This is a genomic window from Vescimonas sp. (genome assembly GCF_057856985.1).
In genome coordinates this window covers 1-15,267 of the sequence record NZ_DBLZXX010000030.1, presented here as the reverse complement: position 1 = coordinate 15,267, position 15,267 = coordinate 1, and the positions used below count along the sequence as shown (strand labels likewise).

At 61.5% G+C, this 15,267-nt stretch carries 15 protein-coding genes and 1 riboswitch; all 15 genes read left to right on the top strand.

Annotated features, from left to right (window positions below; translation table 11 throughout):
* Nucleotides 1–179: 179 nt before the first annotated feature.
* Nucleotides 180–992 carry a class I SAM-dependent methyltransferase gene (locus ACZM22_RS10755; protein ID WP_489544066.1) on the top strand — a complete coding sequence of 271 codons (813 nt, stop codon included), beginning with the start codon at nucleotides 180–182 and terminating at the stop codon, nucleotides 990–992.
* A gap of 152 nt (nucleotides 993–1,144) precedes the next feature.
* Entirely contained in the window at nucleotides 1,145–1,414 is a 270-nt protein-coding gene (locus ACZM22_RS10750) for a DUF6110 family protein (protein WP_489544065.1), read from the top strand.
* A gap of 3 nt (nucleotides 1,415–1,417) precedes the next feature.
* Nucleotides 1,418–3,514, top strand: coding sequence for a heavy metal translocating P-type ATPase (locus tag ACZM22_RS10745; protein WP_489544064.1), 2,097 nt, complete (start codon nucleotides 1,418–1,420; stop codon nucleotides 3,512–3,514).
* A gap of 183 nt (nucleotides 3,515–3,697) precedes the next feature.
* A riboswitch (cobalamin riboswitch) is annotated at nucleotides 3,698–3,872 on the top strand.
* A 159-nt stretch (nucleotides 3,873–4,031) separates the two neighbouring features.
* Nucleotides 4,032–5,231 carry a sirohydrochlorin cobaltochelatase gene (locus ACZM22_RS10740; protein WP_489544063.1) on the top strand — a complete coding sequence of 400 codons (1,200 nt, stop codon included), beginning with the start codon at nucleotides 4,032–4,034 and terminating at the stop codon, nucleotides 5,229–5,231.
* Between the two features lie 72 nt (nucleotides 5,232–5,303).
* Nucleotides 5,304–6,140: an iron transporter gene (locus ACZM22_RS10735; RefSeq protein WP_489544062.1), complete on the top strand. Its 837-nt coding sequence runs from the start codon at nucleotides 5,304–5,306 to the stop codon at nucleotides 6,138–6,140.
* Nucleotides 6,137–7,288, top strand: coding sequence for an ABC transporter substrate-binding protein (locus ACZM22_RS10730; protein ID WP_489544061.1), 1,152 nt, complete (start codon nucleotides 6,137–6,139; stop codon nucleotides 7,286–7,288). The genes ACZM22_RS10735 and ACZM22_RS10730 overlap by 4 nt, the downstream gene beginning before the upstream one ends.
* A 37-nt stretch (nucleotides 7,289–7,325) precedes the next feature.
* Nucleotides 7,326–8,339 carry a FecCD family ABC transporter permease gene (locus tag ACZM22_RS10725; protein ID WP_489544060.1) on the top strand — a complete coding sequence of 338 codons (1,014 nt, stop codon included), beginning with the start codon at nucleotides 7,326–7,328 and terminating at the stop codon, nucleotides 8,337–8,339.
* A gap of 2 nt (nucleotides 8,340–8,341) precedes the next feature.
* A complete protein-coding gene (locus ACZM22_RS10720; RefSeq protein WP_489544059.1) occupies nucleotides 8,342–9,109 on the top strand; it encodes an ABC transporter ATP-binding protein in 768 nt (255 codons plus the stop codon).
* Nucleotides 9,110–9,120: 11 nt separating this feature from the next.
* Nucleotides 9,121–9,807: a precorrin-2 C(20)-methyltransferase gene (cobI, locus tag ACZM22_RS10715; RefSeq protein WP_489544058.1), complete on the top strand. Its 687-nt coding sequence runs from the start codon at nucleotides 9,121–9,123 to the stop codon at nucleotides 9,805–9,807.
* Between the two features lie 9 nt (nucleotides 9,808–9,816).
* Nucleotides 9,817–11,163: a cobyrinic acid a,c-diamide synthase CobB gene (locus ACZM22_RS10710; RefSeq protein ID WP_489544057.1), complete on the top strand. Its 1,347-nt coding sequence runs from the start codon at nucleotides 9,817–9,819 to the stop codon at nucleotides 11,161–11,163.
* Nucleotides 11,163–11,786, top strand: a complete 624-nt coding sequence (locus ACZM22_RS10705) for a precorrin-8X methylmutase (RefSeq protein ID WP_489544056.1) — start codon at nucleotides 11,163–11,165, stop codon at nucleotides 11,784–11,786. Before ACZM22_RS10710 ends, ACZM22_RS10705 begins: the two co-directional genes overlap by 1 nt.
* 3 nt (nucleotides 11,787–11,789) lie before the next feature.
* On the top strand, nucleotides 11,790–12,917 hold the full coding sequence (gene cbiD, locus ACZM22_RS10700) for a cobalt-precorrin-5B (C(1))-methyltransferase CbiD (protein ID WP_489544055.1): 1,128 nt from the start codon (nucleotides 11,790–11,792) through the stop codon (nucleotides 12,915–12,917).
* A gap of 2 nt (nucleotides 12,918–12,919) precedes the next feature.
* A complete protein-coding gene (cobM, locus tag ACZM22_RS10695; RefSeq protein WP_489544054.1) occupies nucleotides 12,920–13,675 on the top strand; it encodes a precorrin-4 C(11)-methyltransferase in 756 nt (251 codons plus the stop codon).
* Nucleotides 13,672–14,682, top strand: coding sequence for a cobalt-precorrin 5A hydrolase (locus ACZM22_RS10690; RefSeq protein WP_489544053.1), 1,011 nt, complete (start codon nucleotides 13,672–13,674; stop codon nucleotides 14,680–14,682). Before cobM ends, ACZM22_RS10690 begins: the two co-directional genes overlap by 4 nt.
* A partial coding sequence (gene cobJ, locus ACZM22_RS10685) for a precorrin-3B C(17)-methyltransferase (RefSeq protein ID WP_489544052.1) occupies nucleotides 14,675–15,267 on the top strand: 593 nt, incomplete at its 3' end. The genes ACZM22_RS10690 and cobJ, both read left to right, overlap by 8 nt.

Genomic DNA, 15,267 nt, shown 5'->3' with positions numbered 1-15,267 from the left:
CCTACCCCTGCGGCCATTATCCCGTGTTTGAGGGATACGATCACATGCAATATCAGATTCGCGATCCAAAGGGGTTCGCCGAAATGCTGGCACACATCGCCGAGCGTGACTGTATGCCGGAACTGCCATTTATCAGAAAGTGAGTGATACCCACGAAATATAAAATTGAGAAAAACACCGTGCAGGAAACGCTGGTCATTCCGCTTTATTCCCGGAAACTATGCACGGAGCTGTACCCAAACCTTTTTCAAGATGAAACGGCGGTGCGGCTGATTAACGAGATCGACTACGATTTTTCAGAGGCGGAGAAAAACTCCCGCGGCCTGATGCAGCGTTTCGGCTCGCTTGAGGTGGCCATGCGGCAGAATGACCTTGCTTTTGAGGTGCAGGATTATCTGAAAGGCCACCCCAATGCGGCGGTGGTCAATCTGGGCTGCGGGCTGGACAGCACTGGAAGAAGCTGCGACAACGGCAGCTGTAACATTTACAATCTGGACTTTCCCGATGTCATAGCCGTGCGTAACGAGCTTTTGCCCGCCGGGGAGCGTGAGGAAAATATCCCATGCGATTTGAACAATACCGAATGGTTTAGAAAAATTGACTCTTCAAACGGTGCGGTATTCTTTGCCTCCGGCGTGTTCTATTACTTCCTGACCGAGCAGGTCAAAGCTCTTGTGCAGGGTATGGCAGACGCCTTCCCCGGCGGTGTGCTGGTGTTTGACGCTGCAAATCGGACGGCGGTGAAGATGATTGCAAAAACATGGCTCAAAAGCGCGAAAATCAAGGATGTCGGCGCATATTTCGCGGTTTCGGACGCTCCCCAAGAGATCGGGGCGTGGGACAGCCGCTTGCAGGTCTCCAGCCGGAGCTATATGTTGGGCTACAATGATTTGAAAGACCCCTCTGTCAGCAGATTTTTCCGTTTCCTTGCCAAAGTCGGTGACGGAATGATGAAGATGCAGATCGTGAGGATCAAATTCGGCGGCAGGTAATGAAATACACCGGGATGCCTTGGGACATATGGGCGTTGATTACACCGTTGTTTTGAGAGCAGCTTCGGAAAGAAGAAACAGTAAGATCATTCCGATGCCGCCATCGCGGCCATCGGTTTGACATATATATTTTATATAGGAGGACAATCATTATGAAAAAAATCGGTTTATTTGCAGCAGGTGTGCTGTTCGGCACAGCGGGTATCAAGCTGCTGGGCAGCAAGGATGCCAAGAAAGTCTACGCCCACACCACTGCAGCCGCACTGCGTGCCAAGGAAGGCGTGATGAAAACGGTCACGGCGGTGCGTGAGGGTGCGGAGGATGTTTACGCCGATGCGAAGGCCATCAACGAATGCCGCGCAGAGGCGGAGGCCGCCGCTGTGGTGGAGGACGCTTCCGCGGAGGAAGCCAAGGCGGAGTGATCCATGAAATGCACGATCCTACATGATTTACCGGGGCGGCTGCGGGTACACCTGTGCTGCGGGCGGATGAGCTTATCCCAGGCGGATGTGCTGGAATACTATCTGCTGGCGGTGGACGGCGTGCGCTCCGTCAAAGTCTACGACCGGACGCAGGACGCGGTGGTGCTCTATGACGCGGAGCGTGGAAGCATACTCCGTACGCTGGCACGTTTCTCCTTCGCCGAGGCGGAGGCCATGGAGCTGGTGCCGGAGCATACCTCCCGTGCGCTGAACCGGGAGTTTGAGGACAAGCTGGCGGTCGCCGTCATGCGGCGGTGCGTCTCCAAGCTGTTTCTGCCTGTACCCATCACCACGGCGCTGGCACTGCTCCGCTCCGTAAAGTACATCCGGGAGGGGCTTTCGGCACTGTGGCACGGCAAACTGTCCGTCGCCGTGCTGGATGCCACCGCCGTTACGGTGTCCATGGCACGGGGCGATTTTGCCACCGCAGGCTCTGTCATGTTCATGCTGCATTTAGGCGAAATTCTGGAGGAGTGGACCCACAAAAAGTCCGTGGCCGACCTCGCTTCCGCCATGAGCCTGCGGGTGGACAGCGTCTGGCAGCAGGTAAACGGCGCCGAGGTGCTGACGAAGATCACCGACGTGAAGCCGGGGGACCGTATCGTGATCCGCACCGGCGGCATGATCCCGCTGGACGGCCGGGTGGTGGAGGGCGAGGCCATGGTGAACCAGTCCTCCCTCACCGGCGAGTCCATGCCCGTGGCGAAGCACCCCGGCAGTCCCGTCTATGCCGGAACGGTGGCGGAGGAGGGCGAGTGCGTCATCTCCGTGGAGAAATCCTCCGGCAGCGGGCGGTATGACCGGGTAGTTCGCATGATCGAGGAGTCGGAGAAGCTGAAATCCACCGCCGAGGACAAGGCGTCCCGGATGGCGGACAGGCTGGTACCCTACACGCTGGGCGGCACGGTACTGACGTATCTGCTGACCCGGAACGTGACGAAAATGCTGGCGGTGCTGATGGTGGACTTCTCCTGCGCCCTGAAGCTGGCCATCCCCATCGCGGTGCTGTCCGCCATGCGGGAGAGCAGCGGCTATCACATCTCCGTCAAGGGCGGACGCTTTTTGGAGGCGGTGGCCAAGGCGGACACCATTGTGTTCGACAAGACCGGCACGCTGACCTATGCGACACCCACCGTGGCGGCGGTCATCCCCTTCGGCGGACACGATGAGGCGGAAATGCTGCGCCTTGCCGCCTGCCTGGAGGAACATTACCCCCATTCCATGGCAAACGCCGTGGTGGCGGAGGCAAAGCGGCACGGGCTCACCCACGAGGAGTACCATTCGCAGGTGCAGTATGTGGTGGCCCACGGCATCTCCAGCATGGTGGAGGGCAAGAAGGTCATCATCGGCAGCGCCCACTTTGTCTTTGAGGACGAGGGCTGCCGCATCCCGGAGGGAGAGAAGCCGAAATTTGACGCGCTGCCAGCCGCGTATTCCCAGCTGTATCTCTGCATAGACGGGGAGCTGGCGGCGGTGATCTGCATCCACGATCCCCTGCGCCGGGAGGCACGGGAGGCGGTGAGGGCGCTGCACGAGAGCGGCTTTGCCAACGTGGTGATGATGACCGGCGACAACCGCCGCACGGCGGAGGCTGTGGCCGCCGAGGTGGGCGTGGACGCCGTGTACGCCGAGGTGCTGCCGGAGGACAAGGCCGCGTTTATCCGGCAGGAAAAGGAAAAGGGACACACCGTTATCATGGTGGGCGACGGCGTCAACGATTCTCCCGCCCTCTCCGAAGCGGACGCGGGCATCGCCATCTCCACCGGTGCGGCCATCGCCCGGGAGATCGCCGACATCACCGTTGCCTCGGAGGATCTGTTTGCGCTGGTAACACTGCGCAGGCTCGGTGAGGCACTGATGGAGCGTATCCACGGCAGCTACCGCTTCATCGTGGGCTTCAACCTGGCGCTGATCGCACTGGGCGTGGCGGGGGTACTGCCGCCCACCACCTCGGCATTGCTGCACAACGGGTCCACCCTGGGCATCAGCCTGCGGAATATGACCGACCTGCTGGACGATGAAGAAAATACCCAAAAATAAACAAGCAAGTGAGGGAGCAGAGAGGCGGCAAGGTGCTTCTCTGCTCCTTGCAATCGCTGTGGGGAGAATACATTGCAATAACAGCAAATCCGGCATGCACGAATCAATAGATTTTAGATATCCGCCATCAGAACGGATTGACAATTCGACAAAATGTGATATAATCCCGCTGTCTGGAAAAATATAAAGTTGTAGCACAGAGGTGTCTGCCCAAAAGCAGATGAAAAGGGAATCCGGTGCGAATCCGGAACGATGCAGTCACTGTGTACGGGAGCGGCCCTGCAATCCACTGGGAAACTGGGAAGGGCAATGCCGCGATGAACGAAGTCAGGAGACCTGCCTGTGTGTGGAATCTCAAGCCTGCTGCCAACAGGTTGGTTTTCCTACGAACTTATGATCCGGCGCGGTGGACCGCACGGATGTGTATGTAGTAAGAAGCACCGAGGGCGGCTGTGTGAGACGCAGCCGTTTTTATATTTCTTTCAGAACAAATATTTTAGAAAGAGGTAGATCCCCCATGAAGAAAGCACTTGCCTTTCTGATGGCGGCTGTGATGCTGATGAGCATGCTGACCGCCTGCGGCAACAAGGACAATGCTGCCGACACCAACGACGCTGACAACAACAATGTGAACACTGAGGAAACCGACAAGGCCGCCGCCGACAAGGTTGCCGCTCTGATCGACGCCATCTACGTACAGGAGCGCACCGAGGAGACCGACGCCCAGTGTGAGGCCGCCAAGGCCGCTTGGGATGCCCTGACCGACGCCCAGAAGGCTCTGGTGGAGGGTGAGGAAGCCAGCCCCGACTATTTCGGTCTGGACACCGGTGACGCGTCCAAGGACGATCCCCGCAACCAGGACGAGATCGGCGAGAAGGAGCTGCTGGTGGTGTCCTTCGGCACCTCCTTCAACGACAGCCGCGTAGCCGACATCAAGAGCGTTGAGGATGCCCTGCAGGAGGCCAATCCCGATTGGTCCGTGCGCCGCGCTTTCACCGCGCAGATCATCATCAACCACATCCAGGCCCGTGACGGCGAGAAGATCGACAACATGGACCAGGCTCTGGAGCGCGCTGTCGCCAACGGTGTGAAGCAGCTGGTGGTGCAGCCCACCCATCTGATGCACGGTGCTGAGTACGACGAGATGTGCGCCGCCATCGACAAGGTTCGCGACCAGTTTGACTCCGTTGAGATCGCCGAGCCCCTGCTGGGCGAGGTGGGCGACGATGCCACCGTTATCAACGCCGACAAGGAAGCCGCCGCCAAGGCCGTCGTGGCTGCTGCCCTCGAGGAGAGCGGCTATGAGTCCACCGCTGCCGCCAAGGATGCCGGTGTTGCCTATGTGCTGATGGGCCACGGTACGGCTCATGTGGCCAAGGTCACCTACAGCCAGATGGCTACCCAGATGGCCAAGCTGGGCTACGAGAACGTGTTCGTGGGCACCGTGGAGGGCGAGCCTGAGGAGACCTCCTGCGAGGCCGTGATCGAGGCCGTCAAGAACGCCGGCTACACCACCGTGGTGCTGCGTCCCCTGATGGTCGTGGCTGGCGACCATGCCAACAACGACATGGCCGGTGCTGACGATGACTCCTGGAAGACCATGTTTGAGGCCGCCGGCTTCACCGTGAACTGCCAGATCTCCGGTCTGGGCCGTATCGCGGACGTGCAGGCCCTCTATGTGGCCCACACCAAGGCTGCCATTGACGCCATCGCGTAACAAGGACTGAACGGGCTCCGGGGCGGTATACCATCGCCTCGGAGCCTTTTTCAAAGCAAGGAGGGCTTAACTATGAAGAAAATTTTTTCCTTTCTGCTGGCTGTTCTGATGATGGCAGCGCTGCTGGTGGGCTGCGGACAGCAGCAGGCCGATGCCTCCGGCAACGATGCGCCTGACCAGCACGCTCTGGCGGACGGTGTATACACCGCCGACTTCAATACCGACAGCAGCATGTTCCACGCCAACGAGACCTGCGACGGCAAAGGCGTGCTGACCGTGAAGGACGGCCAGATGACCATCCACGTCAGTCTGGCCTCTACCAGCATCGTCAATCTGTTCCCCGGTCTGAAGGAGGACGCCCAGAAGGACGGCGCCGCGCTGCTCCAGCCCACCAAGGACACCGTCACCTATCCCGACGGTCTGACTGAAACGGTCAATGGCTTTGATATCCCCGTTCCCGCGCTGGATGAGGAGTTCGATGTGGCCCTCATCGGCAAGAAGGGCGTATGGTATGACCACAAGGTGTCCGTCTCCAACCCTGTCCTGAAGGAGGATGACGGCGATGACACTGCCGCCATCGCATTGGCGGACGGCACCTACACCATTGAGGTAGGCTTCGAGGGCGGCTCCGGTAAGTCCCATGTGCTGACCCCCTGCACCCTGAAGGTGGAGAACGGCACTGCCACCGCCACCATCGTGTGGAGCAGTGAGAAGTACGACTATATGCTGGTGGACGGTCAGCGCTATGACGTTCTCACCACCGAGGGCGGCTCCACCTTTGAGATCCCCGTGCGGGCGCTGGATACCCCGCTGACGGTGATCGGCGATACCACCGCCATGAGCACCCCCCACGAGATCGAGTACACTCTGACCTTCGATTCCTCCACCGCTGTGGAGGCCGCCCAGTGAGGCGTTTTCTCGCCGGGCTGCTGGCGGCGCTGACGGTCTTGTCCCTCTGCGCCTGCGGCGCGGCTGACGCTCCCGCCAAAACAGACGGACAAACCGCCTCCGTATCGTGGGATGAGTTGGTCTTTGACCGTACCATGTCCCTGCGCTACGCGGAGCAGTTCACTGTGGAGTACGCCGGAGAGAGCTACAAACGCATCACCATCAACAATGACCGGGTGTACCTGCTGGTGGCGGAGGGCGCAGCGGTACCCGAGGGGATCCCCTCCGGCGTCACCGTTTTGCAGCAGCCGCTGGACCAGATCTATCTGGTAGCCGCCGCCGCTATGGACTACTTCGACAAGCTGAACGCCATCGACTGCATCACCCTCAGCGGTAAAAAGCAGTCGGACTGGTATATCCAGCGTGCCAAGGACGCCATGGACAGCGGAGCGCTGGTATACGCCGGCAAGTACTCCGAGCCGGATTATGAGCTGATCCTGTCGCAGGGCTGTGATCTGGCGGTGGAAAACACCATGATCTATCACTCTCCGGCGGTGCTGGAGCAACTGGAGCGGCTGGGCATCCCCGTGCTGGTGGAGACATCCAGCTACGAGACCCAGCCCTTGGGTCGGATGGAGTGGATCAAGCTGTACGCGGCGCTGCTGGACAAGGAGGATGAGGCCGAGGCGCTGTTTAATGAGAAGATGGACAGCGTGGCGGACGTACTGGAGCAGCAGCCCACCGGCAAGACTGTGGCGTTTTTCTACATCACCAGCAGCGGCGCTGTAAACGTCCGCAAGTCCACGGACTATGTGGCGAAGTGCGTCACCATCGCAGGCGGAGACTATGTCTCCTTCGATGAATCGGCGGAGGACAACGCCCAGTCCACCATCAACATTCAGATGGAATCCTTCTACCACGGTGCAGTGGACGCCGATGTGCTGATCTACAACAGCATCATCGATGGTGAGCTGCACACGCTGGACGAATTGGTGGCACTGGATCCACTGATGGCCGACTTCAAGGCCGTCAAGAGCGGTAATGTGTGGTGCCTGACCAAAAACTTCTATCAGGAGTCGCTGGAGCTGAGCGACCTTATTTTGGATATCAACCATGCACTGACCGAATCGCAGGATGCATCCTTCCGTTTTTTGACGCGGCTGCATTGATGGAATCCTGCTTTGGCAGATAATAGGGAGGAGCAGCATGAACAAGACCCGAACACTTCGCATCTGGGGCAGCTTTTTGCTGCTCCTCCTGCTTTTACTCACATTTTTACTTTGGAATATTTTCGCGGGGAGCGTTTCGCTTTCCGCGTCTGAGATATGGCGCATTCTGCTGGGGGGCGATGTGGGCTTTACCCAGAGCCAGATCATCGTGAAGATCCGTCTGCCCCGGCTTCTCTCGGCGCTGATACTGGGCGGAGCGCTGTCCCTGTCCGGCTATCTGCTGCAAACCTTTTTCCATAACCCCATCGCAGGCCCCTTCGTGCTGGGCATCTCCTCCGGCGCAAAGATGACGGTGTGCGTGGCCATGCTGGTGCTTTTGAGCCGGGGCAAGACCACCTCCTCCGCCATTCTCATCGCGGCGGCCTTCGTGGGAGCTATGGTATCCATGGGCTTCGTGTTGCTGATCTCCCAGCGGGTCAAGCGCATGAGCCTGCTGGTGGTCTGCGGCGTGATGATCGGCTATATCTGCTCGGCGCTGACGGATTTTCTCGTGACCTTTGCCGACGATTCCAGCATCGTGAATCTGCACAACTGGTCTCTCGGCTCCTTCTCCGGCATGAGCTGGGACAACGTAAAGACTATGGCCGTTGTCTGCGGCATCACGCTGCTGCTGACCTTCCTGCTTTCCAAGCCCATCCGGGCGTACCAGTTGGGCGAGGTCTACGCCCAGAATATGGGCGTCCCCCTGCGGGCCTTCCGGACGGCGCTGATCCTGTTGTCCAGTGTGCTGTCCGCCTGCGTCACGGCCTTTGCCGGCCCCATCTCCTTTGTTGGCATCGCAGTGCCGCACCTGATGAAGTCCCTGTTCAAATCGGCGGAGCCGCTGTGTATGATCCCGGCCTGCTTTTTAGGCGGCGGCGTGTTCTGCCTGTTCTGCGACCTTATCGCCCGCACCGCCTTTGCCCCCACAGAGGTGAGCATCAGCTCCGTCACGGCGGTATTCGGCGCACCCATCGTGATCTACATGATGATCCACAGAAAGGCGGCGTGAGTATGGCATATCTGGAAACAAAAGACCTGACCGTGGGCTACCACGGCAAGCCTCTGATCGAGGACATCGCCCTCCATGTACAGCGGGGCAGGATCGTCACGCTGATAGGCCCCAACGGCTCGGGAAAATCCACTATATTGAAAACCATTATCGGCCAGCTCTCCAAGGTGTCCGGCACGGTGTTTCTGGATGGAAAGGCCATGGAGGCGCGCAGCCGCAATGAGATCGCCCGGCGCATGGCCATTCTGATGACGGCCCGCATGGAACCGGAGCTGATGACCTGTCGGGACGTGGTGAGCAGCGGCCGCTATCCCTATACCGGGCGGCTGGGCATTTTGCAGCCGGAGGATCAGGCCATCGTGGAGCGCTCCTTGGAGCAGGTAGGCGGCATGGAGTTTGCCGACCGCCCCTTCTCCGCCATCAGCGATGGGCAGCGCCAGCGCATCCTCTTGGCGCGGGCGCTGTGTCAGGAGCCGGAGATCATCGTGCTGGATGAGCCCACCAGCTTTCTGGACATCCGCTACAAGCTGGAGCTTTTGACGGTACTCAAGCGCATGGTGCGGGAAAACGATCTGGCGGTGCTGCTGTCGCTCCACGAGTTGGAGCTGGCGGAGCGCATCTCCGACACCGTGGTGTGCGTGGCAGGCGACAGGATTGACCGCATCGGCCCGCCGGAGGAGATCTTTACACGGGCGTATATCGCAAAGCTGTACCAAATGGAGCACGGGAAGTACGACCCTTGCTTCGACAGTCTGGAATTCGTACCGTAAGGAGTGCTATCATGGAAAAACAGGGCGTTTTTTACGCCGTCAGCGTGGGTCCCGGCGACCCGGAACTGCTGACCCGGCAGGCGTGCCGGGTGCTGGAGGCGTGTGACGTTATCGCGGCTCCCCGGATGAAGTCCGGACGGATGCTGGCGCTGGACATTGCCGCCGGGGCGGTGGATATGCAGGGCAAGACCGTCTTGCCGCTGGACTTCACCATGGCGCATGACGCAGCGGTACGAGAGGACAGCTACCGCACGGCGGCAGCCGCTATCGAAGCCGAGCTGGCGGCGGGGCGGGACGTGGCCATGGTGAATCTGGGCGACGTGTCCGTGTACGCCACGGCCTGCTATATTCTGGAGCGCATCCGCGCTGACGGGTTTGAAACGGTGATGTGTCCCGGCGTCACCAGCTTCTGCGCCGTGGCGGCTCGGCTGGGACGCAGTCTCACCCGTATGGACGAGCCTCTCCACATCCTGCCGGGCAGCGCCGAGCTGGACAACGCGCTGGCGCTGCCGGGAACGAAGGTCATCATGAAGTCCGGCAAGGCCATCCACGAGACGGCGGCGGCGCTGGAGCGCCGCGGTATGGCGGCAAACGCCGGGATGGTGGCGGACTGCGGGCTGGAGACAGAGCAGGTCTACACCGATCTGCGGCACTTGCCGGAGGAGATCAGCTATTTTGCCACCATCGTGGCGGATTGAGAGGGCGCTATGGAGCAAAAAGTCCCCCGGCTGGTGCTGGCCGGTACCAACAGCGGCTGCGGCAAGACCACCGTCACCTGCGCCGTTTTGCAGGCGCTGGTAACGCGGGGTCTGCGGGTAGGCGCGGCAAAATGCGGCCCGGATTATATCGACCCCATGTTCCACAGCCGGGTCATCGGCGCGAAAAGCTCCAACCTCGACCCATTCTTTTTTGACCGCGACACCATGCGCTATCTGCTGGCCCACAACGGCGAGGGCTGCGATATCACAGTGATCGAGGGCGTCATGGGATACTATGACGGTCTGGGCCTCACCTCCACCCGCGCCAGCACCTACGAGGCGGCGCGGGAAACCGAAAGCCCCGTGGTGCTGGTGGTCAACGCCCGGGGCGCGGCGCTGTCGGTTCTGGCGGCGGCGGAGGGCTTTCTCCGCTTCGCGCCGGACAGCGGTATCCGGGGCGTCATCCTCAACGGGTGCAGCGCCATGAGCTACGGCCCGCTGGCGCGGGAGCTGGAAAACCGTCTGGGCGTCCGCGCCTGCGGCTACCTGCCCCGTCTGCCGGAGTGTGCGTTGGAGAGCCGCCATCTGGGGCTCATCACCGCGGACGAGGTAGCCGACCTGCAAGAGAAGCTTCGCAAGCTGGCGGCTGAGGCGGAAAAAACGCTGGACATAGCCGCTCTGCTGGAAATCGCGGCTGCCGCGCCGCCGCTGGACTTTACGCCGCCGGTGCTGCCGGAGGCAGGCGCGCCGGTGCGTATCGGCGTGGCGCGGGACCGGGCGTTCTGCTTTTACTATGAGGACAGCCTCGACCTGCTGCGGCAGCTGGGTGCGGAGCTGGTACCCTTCAGCCCGCTGGCGGATGAGCGGCTCCCCGACGGCGTGCAGGGTCTGTACTTGGGCGGTGGCTACCCGGAGCTGTATGCGACGCAGTTGGAGGCAAACCACACCCTGCGCAGGCAGATCAGAGGCGCTGTACACGCGGGAATGCCCTGCATCGCCGAGTGCGGCGGCTTTATGTACCTGACGCAGTCCATCGCGGGCCACGCCATGGCAGGTGCGCTGCCCGGTGACTGCTTTGACACGGGAAAGCTGACCCGGTTCGGCTACATCACTGCCACGGCGCAGGAGGACAGCCTCCTCTGCCGCGCCGGAGAGCAGGTACCTATGCATGAATTCCACCACTGGGATACCCCCCGGCCCGGCGGCGCTTTTCTGGCGGAAAAGCCCTCCGGCAAGCAGTGGCGCTGTGCGTATGCCACGGACACGCTGTACGCGGGGTTCCCCCACTTCCATTTTTACGCCAAGCCCGTCATGGCACAGCGCTTTTTGGCGGCTTGCAGAAAGGAGACGCTATGATGGAGCAGATGAAGCCTATGGATATCGAGAAGCGCAGCTTTGCCATCATCACCGAACTGCTGGGTAACCGGCGGCTGGACCCGGAAAACGAGCTGGTCATCAAGCGAGTCATCCACACCACGGCGGACTTTGACTATGTGGACAATCTGGCCTTTTCCGACCACGCGGTGGAAAAGGGCATCGCCGCCCTGCGGGCGGGCTGTGACATCGTCACCGATACCCAGATGGCCAAGGCCGGGATCAACAAGACGATCCTCGCCTCGCTGGGCGGAGAGGTACACTGCTTCATGTCGGATGCGGATGTGGCGGCGGAGGCCAAGGAGCGGGGCGTGACCCGCGCCTTCGTATCCATGGAGCGGGCGGCGGCGCTGGAAAAGCCCTGCATTTTCGCCATCGGCAACGCCCCCACGGCGCTTTTCTCGCTGGAGGCGCTGATGGAGACCGGTAAGCTCCGCCCCGCCCTCATCATCGGCGTACCGGTGGGCTTTGTGAACGTGGTGGAGAGCAAGGAGCGCATCATTGAGGCCGCTGCCGCGCCCTACATCGTGGCACGGGGCCGCAAGGGCGGCAGCAACGTAGCGGCGGCCATCTGCAACGCCATGCTCTACCAGATCAGGCGGTAAGCCATGAAGGAATTTGTGATGCGGGACGGGAAAAAGCTCCGTCTGGGCTACACCACCGGCTCCTGTGCCGCGGCGGCAGCCAAGGCCGCCGCGTGGATGCTGCTGAGCGGCAGCAAAAAGGAGTCCATCCGCCTGCTGACACCTAAGGGCATGGAGCTGGCATTGGCGGTGGAGAACATCCATCTGTCCCCGGACTGTGTACGCTGCGCCATCCGGAAGGACAGCGGTGATGACCCGGATATCACCCGTGACACCCTGATCTATGCCGAGGTGCGGAAAACAGAGACTGTTGGCATTGTCATCGACGGCGGACAGGGCATCGGTCGGGTAACCAAGCCGGGTCTTGACCAGCCGGTGGGTGCGGCGGCCATCAACTCTGTACCCCGCCGGATGATCCAGGAGAACGTGGAGGAGGTCTGCGGCCTGTTCGGATACACCGGCGGCCTGTATGTGATGATCTCCGCTCCCGATGGCGAGACGCTGGCGAAAAAGACCTTCAATCCCCGGCTGGGTATTGAGGGCGGCATCTCCATCTTAGGCACCACGGGGATCGTAGAACCCATGAGCGAGCAGGCGCTGGTGGACACCATCCATGTAGAGCTGCGGCAGCGGCGGGAGAGCGGCGCGGACTATGTGCTGCTGGCCCCCGGCAACTACGGCGCGGACTATATCAAGGACGCCATGGGCATCGACCCCGCCACGGCGGTGATGACCTCCAACTTCATCGGCGACGCGCTGGAGATGTGCCGGGAGTTGGGCTTCCGAGGGGCGCTGCTCATCGGTCACATCGGCAAGCTGGTGAAGCTGGCGGGCGGTATGTGGAACACCCACTCCCGCTACGGCGACTGCCGCATGGATATTCTGACGGCCTGTGCCGCCGCAGAGGGTCTGCACGGCGGTGCGGCGGCGGAGATGCTCCGCTGCGCCACCTGTGACGATGCCCTGCGGCTATTGAAGGAGCAGGGACTTTATGACGCGGTGCTGCACCGTCTGGCCGGGCGCATCGACGACATGATGCACTATAAATGCGGCGATATGGAGGCGGGCGCTATCCTGTTCTCCAAGGAATACGGCTATCTCTGTGAGACGAAGGACGCAGCGGCACTGCTGCGCCGGATAAAGGAGGACTGACAATGGTACATTTTGTGGGAGCGGGCAGCGGCGCTGCCGACCTTATTACCGTCCGTGGCGCCAAGCTGCTGGGCGAGGCCGATGTGGTGATCTACGCCGGGTCTTTGGTGAATCCGGCGGTGCTGGACTATACCAAAGTGGGCTGTGAGATCCACGACAGCGCCAGGCTGACGCTGGAGGAGGTCATCGCCCTCATTGAAAAGGCGGAGGCCGCCGGCAAGACCACCGTGCGCCTGCACACAGGGGATTCCAGCATTTACGGTGCGGTGCGGGAGCAGTTCGATGAGCTGGAAAAGCGGGGTATCGCCTACGACGTCTGCCCCGGCGTCAGCGCCTTCTGCGGCGCGGCGGCGGCTCTGCAGGCGGAGTACACCCTGCCCGATGTGAGCCAGACCGTCATCATCACCCGCGCCCCCGGCCGCACGCCGGTGCCGGAGCGGGAGTCCATTCGCTCGCTGGCGGCTCATCAGGCCACCATGGTGCTGTTTCTCAGCACCTCACTGACGGAGCATTTGCAAGCCGAGCTGCTGGCAGGTGGCTATGCCGCCGAGACGCCGGTGGCGGTGGTGTATAAGGCCACCTGGCCGGAGGAGAAGATCTTTCGCTGCACCGTGGGCACGCTCCATGAGACGGTGACGGGCAATGGTCTGACCAAGACCTCGCTGATCGTGGTGGGCAACTGTCTGGGCGACAGCTATCTGCGCTCGCTGCTGTATCACCCCAACTTTACAACGGAGTTCCGCAAGGGGGCGCAATGAGAGCCGCCCTGTTTGCCTTCAGCCGCGGTGGCTGCGCCACGGCGCGGCGGGTGATGGCGGCGCTGCCGGAGGCAACGTTCGTGTGCTACACCATGGAACGGTTTGAGGAATCGGATTTCCTGCCGCTGGACAAGACGGTATATGGCGCGAGTTTTTCCTCCATGGACGCACTGATCTTTGTGGGAGCCTGCGGCATTGCTGTGCGGGAGATCGCCCCTTATGTCAAAAGCAAAAAAACTGACCCGGCGGTGGTGTGCATCGACGAGGCGGGGCGGTTTGTGATCCCCCTGCTCTCCGGCCATATCGGCGGCGCCAACGCACTGGCGGAAAGAATGGCGGAAAAGCTGGGCGCCACGGCGGTGGTCACCACCGCCACCGATGTCCGCGGCAAATTTTCCGTGGACGCATGGGCTGCCCGGCACGGCTGTGCCATCTCCGACATGGGTCTTGCCAAGGCGGTGTCGGCGGCGATCTTAGAGAGGGATGTCCCCCTTTGCAGCCAATATCCCCTGCCCTCCTCCCTGCCGGCAGGCACATTTGCCGCCGAGGACGGTGCGCTGGGTGTTTTTATCGGTTGGCGCATCAAAGCACCCTTTTCCAGCACCCTGCGGCTTATCCCCCGGGTGCTGCGGGTAGGCGTAGGCTGCCGCCGCGGCATCTCCGCCGATGCGGTGGAGACGACGGTAGAGACAGCGTTCGCGGAAAATGGGCTGGACACGGCGGCTATTCGCGGCGTCTATTCCATCGACCTGAAGCAGGACGAGGCGGGACTGCTGACTGCCTGTGAGAAAAACAACTGGCCGGTGCATTTTTACACGGCGCAGCAGCTGCGGGATGTGGCGGGTGACTTCACCCCCTCCGACTTCGTCCGCTCCATTACCGGCGTGGACAATGTCTGTGAGCGGGCGGCGCTGCTGGATGCCGAAAAACTGATCGTACAAAAAACAGCGCGGGACGGTGTGACCGTCGCCGTCGCGGCGGAGCATTGGGAGGTGCGTTTTGGGTAAGGTAATTGTAGTAGGTATCGGGCCAGGCAGCTATGAGGACATGACCATTCGGGCAGATACCGCCCTGCGGGCATGTGACGCCATCGTAGGCTACCCGGTATATGTGGATCTGGTGCGGGACCGCTACCCCGGCAAGGAGCTTCACTCCACCCCCATGACACGGGAGGCCGAGCGCTGCCAGCTGGCACTGGAGCTGGCGCGCGGCGGCAAGACGGTCGCCATGGTCTGCTCCGGTGACAGCGGTATCTACGGCATGGCGGCACTGGTCTATGAGCTGCGGGGCGAGGCGCAGGAGCCTGAAATTCAGGTGGTGCCGGGTCTGACGGCGGCTTGCAGCGCCGCAGCGGTGCTGGGTGCGCCGCTGACCCACGACTTCGCGGTCATCAGTCTCAGCGATCGGCTGACGCCGTGGGAAACCATCGAAAAGCGGCTGGACTGCGCGGCGGCGGCGGATCTGACCATCGCCCTGTATAACCCCGCCAGTCACGGCAGACCCGACCACCTGAAGCGGGCCTGCGATATCCTGCTGCGCCGTCTGCCGGGAGAGCGGCTGTGCGGCATCGTGCGCAATATTGGCCGTGAGGG

What these genes read in the sequence shown, in the direction of transcription:
- ACZM22_RS10750 (WP_489544065.1), top strand. Translation starts at nt 1,145, where the DNA reads ATGAAAAAAATCGGTTTATTTGCAGCAGGTGTGCTGTTCGGCACAGCG.
- ACZM22_RS10745 (WP_489544064.1), top strand. Translation starts at nt 1,418, where the DNA reads ATGAAATGCACGATCCTACATGATTTACCGGGGCGGCTGCGGGTACAC.
- ACZM22_RS10740 (WP_489544063.1), top strand. Translation starts at nt 4,032, where the DNA reads ATGAAGAAAGCACTTGCCTTTCTGATGGCGGCTGTGATGCTGATGAGC.
- ACZM22_RS10735 (WP_489544062.1), top strand. Translation starts at nt 5,304, where the DNA reads ATGAAGAAAATTTTTTCCTTTCTGCTGGCTGTTCTGATGATGGCAGCG.
- ACZM22_RS10725 (WP_489544060.1), top strand. Translation starts at nt 7,326, where the DNA reads ATGAACAAGACCCGAACACTTCGCATCTGGGGCAGCTTTTTGCTGCTC.
- ACZM22_RS10720 (WP_489544059.1), top strand. Translation starts at nt 8,342, where the DNA reads ATGGCATATCTGGAAACAAAAGACCTGACCGTGGGCTACCACGGCAAG.
- cobI (WP_489544058.1), top strand. Translation starts at nt 9,121, where the DNA reads ATGGAAAAACAGGGCGTTTTTTACGCCGTCAGCGTGGGTCCCGGCGAC.
- ACZM22_RS10710 (WP_489544057.1), top strand. Translation starts at nt 9,817, where the DNA reads ATGGAGCAAAAAGTCCCCCGGCTGGTGCTGGCCGGTACCAACAGCGGC.
- ACZM22_RS10705 (WP_489544056.1), top strand. Translation starts at nt 11,163, where the DNA reads ATGGAGCAGATGAAGCCTATGGATATCGAGAAGCGCAGCTTTGCCATC.
- cbiD (WP_489544055.1), top strand. Translation starts at nt 11,790, where the DNA reads ATGAAGGAATTTGTGATGCGGGACGGGAAAAAGCTCCGTCTGGGCTAC.
- cobM (WP_489544054.1), top strand. Translation starts at nt 12,920, where the DNA reads ATGGTACATTTTGTGGGAGCGGGCAGCGGCGCTGCCGACCTTATTACC.
- ACZM22_RS10690 (WP_489544053.1), top strand. Translation starts at nt 13,672, where the DNA reads ATGAGAGCCGCCCTGTTTGCCTTCAGCCGCGGTGGCTGCGCCACGGCG.